Source organism: Caballeronia cordobensis (assembly GCF_001544575.2).
GTDB classification, from domain to species: domain Bacteria; phylum Pseudomonadota; class Gammaproteobacteria; order Burkholderiales; family Burkholderiaceae; genus Caballeronia; species Caballeronia cordobensis.
The window spans coordinates 1-13,819 of sequence record NZ_FCNY02000021.1; the positions used below are offsets into that span (position 1 = coordinate 1).

Annotated in this window: 13 protein-coding genes; 2 read left to right on the plus strand and 11 right to left on the minus strand. The window is 59.8% G+C overall.

The features are described 5' to 3' along the window. Positions 1 to 123: 123 nt before the first annotated feature. The gene (locus AWB70_RS30045; protein ID WP_075644250.1) at positions 124 to 1,449 is read right to left on the minus strand and encodes an MFS transporter; all 1,326 of its coding nucleotides are present in this window, start codon (positions 1,447 to 1,449) and stop codon (positions 124 to 126) included. Positions 1,450 to 1,712: 263 nt separating this feature from the next. Between AWB70_RS30045 and AWB70_RS30050 the strand changes: the two genes are divergently transcribed. Then, a complete protein-coding gene (locus AWB70_RS30050; protein WP_014250408.1) occupies positions 1,713 to 2,300 on the plus strand; it encodes a MarR family winged helix-turn-helix transcriptional regulator in 588 nt (195 codons plus the stop codon). A 132-nt stretch (positions 2,301 to 2,432) separates the two neighbouring features. On the opposite strand, the gene AWB70_RS30055 is transcribed toward AWB70_RS30050, so the two are convergent. The 7 genes from AWB70_RS30055 to AWB70_RS30085 form a co-directional block, all read right to left on the minus strand. Beyond that, positions 2,433 to 3,557, minus strand: coding sequence for a branched-chain amino acid ABC transporter substrate-binding protein (locus tag AWB70_RS30055; RefSeq protein WP_053568972.1), 1,125 nt, complete (start codon positions 3,555 to 3,557; stop codon positions 2,433 to 2,435). 68 nt (positions 3,558 to 3,625) lie between these two features. Then, positions 3,626 to 3,976 carry a cupin domain-containing protein gene (locus AWB70_RS30060; RefSeq protein ID WP_053568971.1) on the minus strand — a complete coding sequence of 117 codons (351 nt, stop codon included), beginning with the start codon at positions 3,974 to 3,976 and terminating at the stop codon, positions 3,626 to 3,628. Between the two features lie 14 nt (positions 3,977 to 3,990). Continuing rightward, positions 3,991 to 5,394 (minus strand): NAD(P)/FAD-dependent oxidoreductase, encoded by a 1,404-nt coding sequence (locus tag AWB70_RS30065; RefSeq protein ID WP_053568970.1) that lies wholly within the window; start codon positions 5,392 to 5,394, stop codon positions 3,991 to 3,993. A 116-nt stretch (positions 5,395 to 5,510) separates the two neighbouring features. Further along, the gene (locus tag AWB70_RS30070) at positions 5,511 to 6,980 is read right to left on the minus strand and encodes a PucR family transcriptional regulator (protein WP_053568969.1); all 1,470 of its coding nucleotides are present in this window, start codon (positions 6,978 to 6,980) and stop codon (positions 5,511 to 5,513) included. A gap of 73 nt (positions 6,981 to 7,053) precedes the next feature. After that, positions 7,054 to 7,821, minus strand: a complete 768-nt coding sequence (locus AWB70_RS30075; RefSeq protein ID WP_053568968.1) for a hypothetical protein — start codon at positions 7,819 to 7,821, stop codon at positions 7,054 to 7,056. Between the two features lie 14 nt (positions 7,822 to 7,835). Then, entirely contained in the window at positions 7,836 to 8,159 is a 324-nt protein-coding gene (locus tag AWB70_RS30080; RefSeq protein WP_053568967.1) for a non-heme iron oxygenase ferredoxin subunit, read from the minus strand. A gap of 55 nt (positions 8,160 to 8,214) precedes the next feature. Next, complete coding sequence (locus tag AWB70_RS30085) at positions 8,215 to 9,414, minus strand: NAD(P)/FAD-dependent oxidoreductase (protein WP_053568966.1); 1,200 nt, start codon at positions 9,412 to 9,414, stop codon at positions 8,215 to 8,217. Positions 9,415 to 9,516: 102 nt separating this feature from the next. Between AWB70_RS30085 and AWB70_RS30090 the strand changes: the two genes are divergently transcribed. Continuing rightward, a complete protein-coding gene (locus AWB70_RS30090) occupies positions 9,517 to 10,923 on the plus strand; it encodes an aminotransferase-like domain-containing protein (protein WP_053568965.1) in 1,407 nt (468 codons plus the stop codon). A 31-nt stretch (positions 10,924 to 10,954) separates the two neighbouring features. Here the strand turns inward: AWB70_RS30090 and AWB70_RS30095 are convergent, their stop codons facing one another. The 3 genes from AWB70_RS30095 to AWB70_RS30105 all read right to left on the minus strand — a co-directional run bounded on the left by AWB70_RS30095 (position 10,955) and on the right by AWB70_RS30105 (position 13,737). Further along, positions 10,955 to 11,812 carry a shikimate dehydrogenase family protein gene (locus tag AWB70_RS30095; RefSeq protein ID WP_235024389.1) on the minus strand — a complete coding sequence of 286 codons (858 nt, stop codon included), beginning with the start codon at positions 11,810 to 11,812 and terminating at the stop codon, positions 10,955 to 10,957. A 57-nt stretch (positions 11,813 to 11,869) separates the two neighbouring features. After that, entirely contained in the window at positions 11,870 to 12,442 is a 573-nt protein-coding gene (locus AWB70_RS30100) for an HD domain-containing protein (RefSeq protein WP_053568964.1), read from the minus strand. A 158-nt stretch (positions 12,443 to 12,600) separates the two neighbouring features. After that, on the minus strand, positions 12,601 to 13,737 hold the full coding sequence (locus AWB70_RS30105) for a porin (RefSeq protein WP_053568963.1): 1,137 nt from the start codon (positions 13,735 to 13,737) through the stop codon (positions 12,601 to 12,603). Positions 13,738 to 13,819 lie beyond the last annotated feature (82 nt).

Sequence of the window (13,819 nt, forward strand, 5' to 3'; positions counted from 1 at the left end):
TAGGCGTCGGTTTCTTGAGCATGGCGCTCATTTAACGACAAAGCCCTGGCAAGAGCCAGGGCTTTGTCAGCAGTCTGGGCGCCTTCATGACGAAGGCGCCGCCCATGCTGCGAGAATCGATGCTCAGGGATGTTTTTCAGCGTGTTCGCGCAGCGTATTGGCCGGCACGCCGATCAGCACGGCGAGGCCGCCGAGCATCACGATCGCGGCGATCGCGGACAGACCGATCGCGAGACTGCCGGTCATCGTCTTGATCCAGCCGAGCGCAATCGGCCCGCAGAACGCGCCCACCTGCCCCAGACTGCTGATCGCGCCGATGCCCGCGGCCGCGGCATCATCGGAGAGATAGGCAGGTGGAATCGACCAGATGATCGCGGCCGCCCCAAAGTACGAGATGGAGATCATGCCGAGGCAGATGATGGCCGCCGCCGTGTTGCCCGACAGCACGGGCAGCAGAAAGCCGCCCAGCGCGCCCACCGCCGTGCACAGGAAGAAGTGCCAGCGCCGCTCCAGCGTCACGTCGGAACTGCGCGCCACAGCGAACATGCCGAGCGCGCCGATGATGTACGGCAACGCCGAAAGCAAGCCGACGTTGAGCACATCCGACACACCCGCCTGACGGATGATGGTGGGCGTCCAGTAGTTGAGGATCGTGCCGCACAACGGCACCGTGCCCCAGCCCGCCGCAAGGATATACACGCGCGGATCTTTCAGCGCCACCAGCAACTGATGACGCGTGTGCTTCGCGGGCTTCTTTTCGGCGCGGTCGGCGGCGAGCGCATCGAGGATGATTTTCTTCTGCTCGTCATCGAGCCAGCGCGCATCTTGCGGACGATCGACGAGATAGAAGAACGCGACGATGCCCATCAGCAGCGCGGGCAGGCCTTCGAGGAAAAACAGCCATTGCCAGTTTTTGTAGCCGAGCACATCGACGAAGTTATGCAGGATCCAGCCCGACAAGGGCCCGCCGATGATGCCCGCCGCGGCGATCGCCAGCAAAAAGCGCGACGTGATGCGCGCGCGCCGCGCGCCGGGGTACCAGTACGTCAGATACAGGATGATGCCCGGCCAGAAACCCGCCTCGGCCGCGCCGAGCAGAATCCGCGCGACGTAGAACTGCATCGGCGTGGTCATGAACGCCATCGCGGTGGAAATGCCGCCCCACAGAATCATGATGCGCGAGACGGTCAGGCGCGCGCCGATCTTCTTGAGCCACAGCGTGCTCGGCACTTCCAGCGAGATATAGCCGATAAAGAACAGGCTCACGCCGAGACCGTAGGCCGCATCGGACAAGCCGAGGTCCTGCTTCAGATGCAACTGCGCGAAGCTGACGTTCACGCGGTCCAGATAGTTCAGCACCCAGCAGACGAAGATGAACGACATCAATCGCCAGGTGACCTTGTGATAGGTGGCCTCGACGCGCGCGTCCGCCGCGTCCGATTCCGACATGAATTGCGTGACTGTGGATTTGGCCACCAAACGTCTCCGATTCCCGTGCTCATGAGGACGATGCGCCGGCGCATGCGGCGTTCACCGCCTCGTCCGGGCATCTGCGATTTTTATTCGATATCTAATCATAATGGTAAGGAGACGGCTGGATGCGAACAAGTTCGGGTTTGCACGGAGAGACCTGTCCGATCTCCGGACAGCAGGACGATTGACCCACCGGCTATCATGTCGGGGAAAGAACCGCTCTACGAAAAGACACTGTCATGACACGAAAGAAGACTGTAGAAGGCGCGCCGCCGGAAACCGCGGAGATGCTGCGCCACTGGCACGAATCCGTGCCGAACGACCGCCTGGCGCACCTCGTCAAGGACGCCACGCGCTCGATGGTGCGCGCATTGCAGATGCGGCTGGCAGAGCACTCGGTGTCGTTCGGACACTGGACTTTCCTGCGTATCCTGTGGGAAACCGACGGCCTCACGCAGCGCGAACTCAGCGAGCAGGCGGGCGTTATGGCGCCTACGACCTTCGCCGCCGTGACCGCGATGGAAAAGCTCGGGCTGGTCGAGCGTCAGCAGCGTCCCGAGAACAAGAAGAACACGCATGTGTTTCTGACGGCCGAGGGCCGCGCGCTGAAGGACAAGCTCGTGCCGCTGGCCGAGGAAGTCAACGAGATCAGCGTGACGGGCCTGAGCGAGCGCGATATCAAGGTCGCGCGCAAAGTTCTCCTGACGATCATCGAAAATCTGGCGGACGACGAGTCCGGATCGACGAACCCCATGCGACGCGTCTTGTCGACACGCGAACTGGGCAAGCTGATCGCCGAGCGCGGCGAGAGTCTGGAGGATGTCTGAGGGGTTGCCCTCGGGACGTCGAGCCTACGAGCCGTCGCAGTGACGGCTTCCCGGTTTGCTCGCCCGCCGACGGCAGCGGAATGAACGACAGCGATCCCGCTCGCCGGTCACAGCTTCTCAAGAAGTCGCCGCTTACCTGACATAAGGAACGGGCAAGCCGTTTCGAATGACATACACGGTTGTCGGCGCGCCCTTCAGATTCCCTTCGGCATCGAAGGAATACGTGCCGGCTATCCCCTTGTATTCTTCCTTCGCCAGTTGCGCGATCAACTTGCTTTTGTCGGTCGTCGTCGCCGCTTTCGACATGGCGTCGGCCAACATCTTCACGCCATCGTAGTAGTTGACCGCATAGACTTGCATGTCGATGTGATAAGTGTCTTTGTACTTCTTGATGAATGCTCTGCCTTCCTCGGTCCGGTCCAGAGCGGTGCCACCCTGGGAACAGTAGACAATCGAGGCCGCATCGCCTGCCACTCTTCCCATGTCGGCTGTACAGATGGCGTCCCCTCCCAGCAGCTTCGCTTTCAGGCCGCGCTGCCGCATCTGTTTGACCATCGGCGCAGCTTGAGATGCGTAGCCGCCGAAGAAAATGACATCGGGATTCTTCGCTTTCAGCGCCGTGAGGACGCCAAGGAAATCGGTCGCCTGACCGTTGGTGAACTGCTTGTCGATGATTTCCAGGCCGTTCGCCTTGGCCGATTCCTCGAACTGTTCCGCGATGCCCTGTCCATAGGCAGAACGGTCGTCGATGATCGCAACCGTTTTGGCCTTCAACTCCTTCGCTGCAAAGTCTCCCATCGTTCCGCCGAGCTGGGCGTCGCTGGCGCCGATCCGGAAAATGTTCTTGAAGCCTTGCTTGGTAATCGCGGGGTTCGAAGCGACAGGCAGGAGCGGAACCCCTGCATTGTTATAGACGCGCGACGCAGGAATCGCCACGCCCGAGTTGTACGGCCCCAAGACAGCGACGACATTGCGATCAACGAGAATCTGTGCAATCTGAACGCCGGTTTTTGGATCGGCCTGGTCATCTTGCGACTCCAGTTTGAAAGTGACCTTCTTGCCCGCTACCAGCACGCCTTGCTTATTGAGTTCGTCGACAGCCATTCGCGCGCCGTTTTCATTGTCCTTGCCGTTCGCCGCTTGTGGTCCCGTCAGCGGGGCCGAGTGTCCGATCACGACGACTTCCTGTGCCATTGCCGGCAGCGTCAGCGTGACCGCTGCGCAGGCTGTCACGCCAAGCGAGATCAATTTATTCATGCTTCGTCTCCAGACAACAGGTCGGTGTTATAGATGCTATGCCGTCTGTGCCGACGGCGTGCATCGCGTTAATAAATAGCGTAGATCTTGCGAACGGGCTCGAGTACATCCCAGCGCCCCGTCCATCCGGGCGGCAAGACGACGAGGTCCCCACCGGTGATCTCCGTCACGTCACCCGTCGAGTCGTCGGTAAGCCTGGCGCGCCCGGAAATGATGTACGTGAATTCGGTGTCCGGTCGATTGATCACTGGCCACCCGCCTGGCTGACATTCCCAGATACCCAGATTGCCAATCGCCTCGGGCGCAACAGACTGGACGGCAATCTGGGGATCGCCGCTATCGGCCCCGGCTCGCTGGCCGGCTGAGGCGAGTCGAGCCGAAGCAATATCGGCGGCTTTGACGATGGTGAACTTCGCCATGTATCACTCCTTTTTCAATGAGCACCCGTCAGCTTTTCGAGAACCCGTGCTGTACGAGAGGGTTGGTTGGTTACACGTTCTTCGAAATCACTGAAGCCCGCCGCCGTGAGACCGCCATTGATGCCAATCCAGCGAAAAGGCTCCGGCTCCCAGGCCGGCGAGCGATGATTCACGACAGGCAACTGGTTGATCGCTTCTTCGCGATCGAGAATCAGATTGCGCAGGATGCGGCCTGCGAGGTTACTCGTGGCGACGCCATCGCCGACGTAGTTTCCCGCCCAGGCAATGCGCGCGTCTTTGTCCATGCTCACGGTCGGGCACCAGTCCCGTGACACCCCCAACGCGCCGCCCCAGCGATGCGTGATGCGGGCATCGGCCAGATGGGGAAAGAAGTCGAGCATCGCGGCGTGGATGTTGGCATGCACCTTGTCGACCCGTTCATCCTCGGGTGCGATTCGGGAGCCGAAGCGGTAAGGCGCACCGCGACCGCCAAACACCAGTCGGCCTTCCGCCGTCACCTGTCCGTACACCCTGAGGTGACGCATGTCATTGAAAGCCAGGCGATGATCGAGCTTCAGCCGCTGGCGAAGCGCCTGCGGCAGTGGCTCTGTCGCCAGCACCAGGGAATAAAGCGGAATGACGGAACGGCTGTTCGAGGGCACCTGGCAGGAAAATGCCTCGGTGGCACGCACCACCGTCCTTGCCTTGACGCCGCCGTGTGCCGTGCTCACCCGTCCGGGCGCGATGTGGAGAGCGGCCGTCTTCTCGAAGATTCGCGCGCCCATCGCTTCGACAACGGACGCCAGTCCACGCACGAGCATGCCGGGATGAATCAGCGCGCAGTGCTCGGTGTAAAGGCCGCCCAGCACGCGCTCGGCGCCGATCCGCATCGAGGCTTCGTTCGCATCGAGCGCGCGCCATTGATCCGGCAATCCAAAGCGAACCGACGCATCGACCGACGCTCGTATTCGATCGAACTGCGGCTGGCTGCGTGCAAGGGAAAGAAAACCTTGCTTCGCATAATCTGCGTCGATGCATTCGAGATCGAGCACGCGCCCGATTTCGTTCACGGTCTCGTTCATCGCTGCCTGCAGATGCAATGCCGCGGCGTGCGAATACATGTGCGCCACGCGTTCGAGCGAGATCGGAAATATCGCCGACGCCCAGCCGCCGTTGCGGCCCGACGCGCCGAAGCCAACCGTTTCCCGTTCCAGCAGAACGACGTTTAGCGATGGCTGATCCTTCAGCAGATAGTAGGCAGTCCATAACCCCGTAAAACCCGCGCCGACGATGACGACATCGGCTTGCTCTTCCCGGGCCAGCGTTTCCCGCGCGGGCGCATCTTCATGCCACAGCGGGCGGTTCGGAAGTTGCGTCAGTTGTTTCAGCCGCGGATCGAGTTCCGTCCGGACAGGCATAGGGTTGTCTCCTGGAAACGAATTTGTCTTTTGTGACCTCCATTAAAAGCAATACGAGCCGGCAAAACCATGCGCAAAATTTCGGCTCGAAGAACAGCTTTTGTACAAATGTATGACTATCGGTCCTGTGTTCTCGATAGATCGTCGGAGAACAGATTCGCAGCCTTTCCAGCCTGAATGGCGAGCCACAACCGAGTGATGCCGTCGGTGGTAGTCGGTTTGACGCCGCTCAACTGCTCGATTTGTCTCAGCCGATAGACAAGGGTTTGACGATGAATCGCCAGGTCGAAGGCGGTGGATTTCCAGTTGCCATCGTTCCCGAGAAAGGTCGTGAGCGTCGTGAGCAGCGCGGTACCGTGGACGCGGTCGTACTCGATCACAGGACCGAGATAGCGGCCCACCAACGCGCTCGCCTCGGCGAGTGACCTCGGCATCGTGACATAGCCGGTTTCGATTTCTCCGTAGCGTACGAGGCCCGCTCCGACTTCACGTGCCTGTGCCAGTGCGAGGCGTGCCTGTCGCACGCTTTCGCGAAAGCCGGCCGTCTCCGTGACGGGCCCGCTTATGCCGATCACGGTGCCCTTGCCCAGATCGGACCGCAGGCTTTCGATCGTGTCGGCGTCGTCCGGAGCCAGCACGAGCAGCACGTCGCCTTCCAGCAGCAACGGCCGGCGGGCCTGCAAGGCCGGCGCATGGTGGATCTCCGCGACGCTCCACGGCCCTTGTTTTCCCGGAGAGACCGCGAGCACGACGAGCGTGCCCGTCAACCCGCGCCGCTCCAGGATTGGACGAAACGAAAACTCGGCCTCGCCCCGCAACAGGCTGCGCAAGAGCGCGGCGCCTTCCATGCGGAGGTCGTCGCGATCGATCATCATGCGTTCGAGTTCGATCTCGAGCAGGCCGAGCAGAGAGCGCACTAGCAGCGGATCTTGCAAAGCGTCCGCGTCTCGGCGAGAGATGACCAGATTCGCCCTCGCTCGCCCGCCGATAGCGACGCGTTCCTCGAAGACAGGGCTGAGCTCATCAGACGAAAGCGACGCGCACGACGAAACGATGATCCAGCCGCTGCCCGCATCTTCGATCGCGAGACCGAGTCTCAACCGATCCGAAAGAACGGTCAGTCGTCCGGCCATGTCCGGCACTTCGCGCAGAGCGGTCGCATAAGTCTCGAACAGTTGTTCGCTGGCTCTGAAACGGTCGCGCTGGGCCTGAAGCACGCTTTCGATCACGTGTCTCGACAACTGAACGAATTCGAGTTCGAAGCTCGCCGCGAGTACCGGGAACATGAGACGGTCGGCCGCCTCCAGCATCTCGCGCGACACTTCCGGCGCATCGACCTGACGTGCAACGACCAACGCGCTGGCATTGCTCTGCGCCAGCTTCTCGAGCCAGGCAACCTGGTCCGACGCGTTGCGCGGCAAGCCCACGCCCGTCGTCATGACCAGATTGCCGGCGGCGATCCATCTCCAGGGGTCGGGAAGATCAACGGTATGCGCCCAGTTGATCGTCCGCATCAGTCCGGACGAGCCGCCAAGCACCGCCAGTTTCAGAGATTCGGTATCGAGCAACGCCTGCACGGTGATCATCGGTCGCGCTGGGTAGGGAGATAGCGTGGATGGATGTGAACGACAAGCACGACATGGCCTTGCGGCTACTACGTCAAAGACACTTCAGCACGTCACCCGGCCGAACGAACCGATAGGACTCGGTAATCAGGCCATCTACTTTCAACTGTGCCCTTCGTTCCTCGGCCTGCTGTCTGATGTCGTCCGTGACGTTAACATTCAGCTCGGCTTGCCGCGGCGAAAAATCAGGATCGCCCTCTTTGACCGGAACCGCAGATTTGCTCATTTGAGCGACGCTCTGATCCGACAACTGAGTCGGTCTGATGACGCGTTGCACATCGCGCTCGCTGCGACGATTGTTGCTCCTGATCGTGAAGTCGTGATTTGCGATCCTGCCTGTAGGGCTGTACATCACCGAAGTGACCAAACGGTCCAACGCGCAGTCCTCTTCCTTTCTGCGATGTGTGATGTCGCGCCTGGGACGCTCGGGGATAGCCAAGCGCGTGATGCCGCGATCGTTGATCGCACCCAACACATCACGATGATCCTCCAACACACACACCTCGCGGCGTGGCGGCCAAAAATCGAAATTGCCATGGCCGCCCCACCAATCGCCGACGTGGATCGCAAAAATCTCCGGATAGATTCTGCGTTCGGTTCGCCGGACGGGCTTGGCGTCATAAAAACACATACAGGCCATTTGGATTAAATGGGTTGCACCCAGCAAGGCCAGCGGCTCGTACACCACAATTCCAAAGCGGTCGTGCGGATTCCAGTCGGGAAAGACATCCCGTGCGGTTGCCGCCTTTCCGGCAACCTCGACTTCATAGAAGTCGGAACTCAATGCGTCGATCACATGCATGGCTGCTCCTCGGCTCAACTCAGATTGTGCGTTTGACACTGGACCTCGTCGCGCAGCACCCGAACCGGGTACGTCTGCAGCCCACACTCGGCGGGGCCTTCGAGCAGCGCTCCCGTTTCGATATCGAACCGCGCGCCATGGAGCGGACATTCGATTTCCTTGCCTTCCAGCCATCCGTCGGACAGCAAGGCATACGCATGGGGACACACGTTATCGGTCGCAAAGTAGCGGTCTTCGACCAAATAGATGGCAACCGCCTTGTTGCCTACCTCGGTGGCAAATGCGGTATCGGGTTTGAGATCGCTAACCCTGCATACGGTAGTCCAGTCTTCGTTCATCGGAATGCATTCTCCTTAAGGTATGTCACGAGTTCGATATTCGCCTGCGACGCCGTTATAGCGCAGCGACAGGCATTGCAGATGTGTACTGCGACGGAAGCGGTGTGCCTCGCTTGATGGCACGTTTGATCGCCGATACGTCTCGCCCGCTATTGGCTGCGATAGCGTTGACCAGTCGGTCTTTTTCGTCCCAGCCTAAAAGCACCCACTGGTTCGAAGCAGAGTCGCCAAGCAAGGTGCGCTTCGAAGCGATCTCCGGAAATCCCAGACACTGGATATTGCTGCCGAACTGATCGGACCAGAGCCACGGCATCTCCGCGTACGCCGCTGACGCGTCGCCCGCCGCGGCTCGCCCGGCCACCGTGCCTTGTTCGCTCGCAGCCATCCAAGACTCCGATCGCGTGTGAATGCCCAAATGCGCCACCGGGTAGCGGGTCACTTCACCCGCCGCGAAGATGTTGGGATCCTGCGTTGCGCACCGTGGATTAACCACGATCCCGTTCTCGACGTCCAGTCCGCAGCGGCGCGCAAGCTCATCGTTCGGCACCACGCCAATGCCCACGATGACGATATCGGCGTTCATCTTGCCTTCGGATGTATCGAGCACAACCTTCCCGGACGCTGTGCGTGAGATTCGTTCAACCTGAGTACCCAGCAGGACAGCGACGCCTCGAGAGACGTGAAGGTTGAAGATCCACTCGCTTAGCGTGGTGCATCCCGTCCGTGCCAGCACATTCGGCTGCGCCTCCAGAACAGTCACCTTGCAGTTTCGCTGTCTCGCCGCCGCCGCAACCTCGAGGCCGATAAAGCCGCCTCCAATGACGACGACATCCGAACCATCGGCGAGCCGGCTTCGAAGCGAGATTGCATCTTCGAGTGTTCGCAGATAGTGCACGGGTTCTTGCGCAATGCTTTCCGGCAGTCTGCGCACGCGCGAGCCCGTCGCGATGATGAGTTTGTCGTAAGGAACATCGCGCCCGCATTCGAGCGAAGCGCGCGCGTTATGCCGGTCGATATCGACGACATTCGCTCCATCGATGGTCGTCACGCGCGGATCGCCATACATGTCAGCGCCCGAGAGGTACATGGGTTCGACGCGATCCGTCAGAAACGCTTTCGACAGATGGGGGCGGCTGTACGGTGTCTGGCGCTCGGACCGCACGATCGACACCCGAGCGTCAACGCGCATTTCAACGATGCTTCTTGCAGCCTGGTGCGCGGCGGTTCCGCCGCCAACAATCACGAAGTGCTCCATATGCCTCGCTCCCTGTAGTGCTCGACCTCACTTTAGTAAATTGCACTCTGTACTACAATGCACACATTTTCGCGATTTCGCGTAGTACAGATGGGAGAGTCTATGGAGCGCTTCAGGCAGGTCGCGGAACTCGTCAAGAAGCGCCTCGATTCAGGACTGATTCGACCCGGCGATAAGCTTCCATCCTTGCGGCGGCTTGCGGAGGAAACGGGCTTCAGCGTCGTCACTGTTTATAAAGCCTATGAGTTGCTCGAATCTCAGGGCATCTGTGCGTCACGCGACCGGTCCGGCTTCTACGCGCTGAAGGCACCGCAAAGGGATGCGCAGCGACGAGCCCATGCCTTGCCCGTCATGTCTCCCGATAACGTCCGTTCGCTCGACGAGGCGTTCGCTTCCCGGGTGCCATTCCACGCGAAAGCATCCGCCATGATGCTCCAGGCGGGTGAGAGCCTTGCGGACCCGATTCTGCGCAAGACCTTCCGGCGCGCCCTGCTCGAGACTCCTTCGCGAAGCGCCGACATGATGGGCGGCGATGCAGAGCTCAGAACCGCAATCGCTCGCCGCGCGGCGCAGAGAGGTATTCACGCGTCACGCGATCAGGTCGTCGTCACGCGGTCCGCGATGGAAGCCTTCAACCTTTGCCTCGACAGCTTTTCCACGAACAATCGTCCGGTTCTCGTCGAGAGCCCTTCGTTCTATCCGATCCTCGAGAGCCTGCGCCATCGCCAGATCCAGGCGATCGAGATCTATTCGCATCCCGAGTTCGGCATCGACCCCGGGCAATTCGAACATATCCTCGAGACGACGGGCGTGAAGCTCAGCGTGCTGACGGGGGCGAATCGCATCCCAACGGGTATGACATACGATCGGGAAACCTCGAGACGCCTCGTTCAGGCGGCTGAGCGGCACGGCGCAGTCATCATCGAAAACGCCATCAGCAGCGAACTGACCTACGGTGCGCTTAACGCCTCTACGCTGAAAGAGTTCGATCGTTTCGACACGGTTATCCAGTTCGGAGGAACTGCATCGACGCTGTCCTCCAACTATGAAATCGGCTGGATACTTGGGAACGAACAACGCGCGGCGAGGATTCTGGCGAGTCAGCAGCTTAGTGGTTTGAACATGCCTCATCGCGCCTTGCAAGCAGCGTTGGCCAGCTATCTCAACAGCCGGCTGGCCGAACGTCATACGCGTGCGAATTGCCAGTTCCTGGCCGAACGCATGAAGCAGGGGCTTGAACTGATGCGGGCAAGCTTTCCGGAACAAACCGCGTTTTGCGAGCCCAGCGGCGGCTTCATGTGCTGGGTAAGAGGCCCCCGGCACTTCGATCCAATGAAGCTGGCAATGAGCGCCGCAAAGGACGTTTTCGATTTCATCCCTGGCCCGTTCTTTTCGCCGGCAGGTGCCTTCCGGAACTTCCTGGCGCTCAATTTTTCGGGGGACTGGACGCAGTCTCGGAGAAGGAAGCTCATTCGACTCGGTGAATGCCTTCGAGGCGACCGTCAATGAATTCCTTCACTGCGTGCTCCCGTGCCTCGATTCAAGCCTGGTCGAGCAAGAACTGCAGGAAGTAGTCCAGTTGGGCAGGAACCATGTGTTCGCCTCGATGCGTCAGCGCTCCACGCCGCGCAGCCTCGTGTAAAAAGCGGGTCACAGGCGGCTGCATGATGACATCGGCGACGACTGTTCCCTCCTTCAGGTCTGACAGGTCGCATGGGAGCGGGTCGCTTTCTTGCATCCCAAGTGAAGTGGCGTTGATGATCACATCATGCCCCGACGCGGCCGGTATTCCCATGTTGAAGTCCGGCCCCGGCGCCGCCTTTGAGACCTGTTCGAGCAGAGCACGGCTTTTGTTCTGGCTACGGTTCGTGACCGTGAGCGCTGCGATGCCCTGACGTGCGAGAGCAAGTGCGATGGCCGATGCCGCCCCACCCGCGCCGATCAGCAGAACGCGCTTACCGGCCAGGACAACGCCTTGCCGCACCATCCCCTCGACAAAAGCCATGCCGTCGTACAGTCGGCCGGTGAAACTTCCGTTCTCGTTCCGTCGCACGGCGTTCACGACTTTTAGCGCCATCGCATCTCCCTCGAGGGTGTCACATAGCAGTGCGGCGCGCGCTTTGTACGGAATCGCGACAACGATCCCCGCAAGGTTTTCCACGCGACGCAAGCCGTCGAGCACATCCTTTAGATCGCTGCCCTGCACCGCCCACGGAACCATGAGCGCATCGATGTCACGCGACGCACACAAGGCATTGAAGAATGTTGGGGTACGCAGGTGATGGGTCGGCCAACCAACGGCCGCAATGATCCTGCTTGATCCGGTTACGGTAGCTGCGTGTTGAGCGACTTCCACAGGGTGACTCCCTGGAATGAAGGTGCCGCCGCGCTGATTCATTCGCGCGCGGCGCAATTCGACTGAGATGTTGATGACGGGCCACGCTGTGCGGCCCGCTCAATCCCCATACTTGAATTTACTGCGGGAGAATAGCTTTCTCACCATCGGCTCGAAGAACTCCAATGGCAAGGTGTCGTAGTCGGGGTCAAACGACACTTGGTCCCAGTTTTCGCACCAGTCAACAGCCCTCTGATAAAGCGGATGATCCCGGTATCGGTCGCGCAGGTTCCGGTCCCGCCCGATGTGGTGGTAGTAGTAGTACCCTTGAAATATGGCGTGATGCTTCAGTATCCAGAGGTTGTCATCAGAAATGTACGGCCTCAAGATGGCAACGGCCAGCTCACAATGATTTTCGGGCGCCAAGGTGTCACCGATATCATGCAAGAGCGTCATCACAATGGTGTCTTCATCGGCGCCATCCCGATACGCTCGCGTGGCCGACTGAAGCGAGTGTTCATATCGGTCGATCTTGTAGCCGACTCGGTCGCCTTTCAGCTTGGCGAGTAAGCCCAGGACACCGTCCGCGAGGTCGAGGAAGAGTGGCTCGAACTTTCTTTCTAAGAATTGATATTCCTCTTGCGTACCTTGATCCATTCGGGTGAATGAGACCGTGTCGTTGATGATCGCCATGATTTCTTTATCTTCCGAGAAGGTAATGCGTTACGCCGCGATAGCGTTTGCTAGTACGGACAGAAATAGCCATCCGTACAGCGAGTATGCGAGGTTGCTTCGCGGTCGATATATTCACTAAGCTGCTCAGTTCCAGCGGTGCGCCCTCAGCAATTCTTTTAGAACTTGTGTCGAATTCCGACCGTCGCCATGACTTGGGAGGGCTTACCCGCATCGATGTCCTCAGAGCCGATGACTGCTTGCGCGACACCTTTCCCGTCGGTTCCAGTCGCGTGCGCGTAGGCCACAACGCCGTACACGTCGGTCCGCTTGCTCAGGTTGTAGTCGGCGCCCAGCGCAACCTGGTGTCGCTTTGCTGAAGAGTCTCCCAGCGACCGCATATAGTTATAGCCTATCTCGGTCAGCAACGCCGGCGTGATATTCCATACGGCGTACACGGAGCCATTGTGATACTTCTCTGACCGCGTGAAGGTCGACGAAGCGTCCGGGTTGTACTCGGAATAGCTGTAGTATCCACCGACAATCACCGGGCCAAATGCATAGTTGCCCCCTGCGCGGCCGATATTGATCGAGCGCGCAGTTGCATATGCCGCGTTGACACTGCTGTTGAAGAACGAATCCGCCGTAGTCGTGCCTCGCGTGGAGAGTGTTGCGTTGCCATTGTCGACGTGCATGTAGCCCGCGGCGACATTCACGGGCCCACCTGACCAGCCGGCCGCCGCGCTGTATGTTTGACCCGATCCCGTCGCACCTGCGATTCCGCCCAACGAGTACATGGCTTCGACCTGCAAGCCGCCCCAGACCGGACTGACCCACTTTACGGCATTGTTGAAACGGACGCTGTTATCGGAGTTGTCCACGTCGCCGGGTGCGATGAAGAAGCCGGCAAGCCAGTTATCCCCTTGCACCGGCTGAACCTTGTCGACTAGCGGATCATACTGCCGTCCGAATGTCACAGTGCCCCATGTGTCTTTACCCGAGAGACCAACGTATGCTTGCCGTCCAAACATCCGGCCACCTTGGAAGAACTGCCCGGTGCCGGAGTTGAAGCCATTCTCGAGTTGGAACACCGCGGCGAGTCCCCCTCCGAGATCCTCGCTGCCCTTCACGCCCCAGCGCGACCCTGACAAGATGCCGGTCGACATTAAGTACTGGTTCGTCTGTCCCTGGCTATGATGCACGTACATCAAGCCGGTATCTATGACGCCATAGAGTGTGACAGCGGACTGCGCCTGTGCTCCGCCGAAAAACAGAACCCCAGCCAGAAAACCGATTGCCTTATTAGTATTCCTCATTGCCTTCTCCGAAGTTTAGCTCGCTCTTGTGCAGCTGGTTTTAGGTTTTTATTTCAGGACGATGCGAACGTCGTGACTCAAC

Excerpts from the sequence above, each read along its gene's own strand:
- AWB70_RS30045 (WP_075644250.1), bottom strand. The coding sequence starts at position 1,449 with ATGTCGGAATCGGACGCGGCGGACGCGCGCGTCGAGGCCACCTATCAC.
- AWB70_RS30050 (WP_014250408.1), top strand. The coding sequence starts at position 1,713 with ATGACACGAAAGAAGACTGTAGAAGGCGCGCCGCCGGAAACCGCGGAG.
- AWB70_RS30055 (WP_053568972.1), bottom strand. The coding sequence starts at position 3,557 with ATGAATAAATTGATCTCGCTTGGCGTGACAGCCTGCGCAGCGGTCACG.
- AWB70_RS30060 (WP_053568971.1), bottom strand. The coding sequence starts at position 3,976 with ATGGCGAAGTTCACCATCGTCAAAGCCGCCGATATTGCTTCGGCTCGA.
- AWB70_RS30065 (WP_053568970.1), bottom strand. The coding sequence starts at position 5,394 with ATGCCTGTCCGGACGGAACTCGATCCGCGGCTGAAACAACTGACGCAA.
- AWB70_RS30070 (WP_053568969.1), bottom strand. The coding sequence starts at position 6,980 with ATGATCACCGTGCAGGCGTTGCTCGATACCGAATCTCTGAAACTGGCG.
- AWB70_RS30075 (WP_053568968.1), bottom strand. The coding sequence starts at position 7,821 with ATGCATGTGATCGACGCATTGAGTTCCGACTTCTATGAAGTCGAGGTT.
- AWB70_RS30080 (WP_053568967.1), bottom strand. The coding sequence starts at position 8,159 with ATGAACGAAGACTGGACTACCGTATGCAGGGTTAGCGATCTCAAACCC.
- AWB70_RS30085 (WP_053568966.1), bottom strand. The coding sequence starts at position 9,414 with ATGGAGCACTTCGTGATTGTTGGCGGCGGAACCGCCGCGCACCAGGCT.
- AWB70_RS30090 (WP_053568965.1), top strand. The coding sequence starts at position 9,517 with ATGGAGCGCTTCAGGCAGGTCGCGGAACTCGTCAAGAAGCGCCTCGAT.
- AWB70_RS30095 (WP_235024389.1), bottom strand. The coding sequence starts at position 11,812 with ATGAATCAGCGCGGCGGCACCTTCATTCCAGGGAGTCACCCTGTGGAA.
- AWB70_RS30100 (WP_053568964.1), bottom strand. The coding sequence starts at position 12,442 with ATGGCGATCATCAACGACACGGTCTCATTCACCCGAATGGATCAAGGT.
- AWB70_RS30105 (WP_053568963.1), bottom strand. The coding sequence starts at position 13,737 with ATGAGGAATACTAATAAGGCAATCGGTTTTCTGGCTGGGGTTCTGTTT.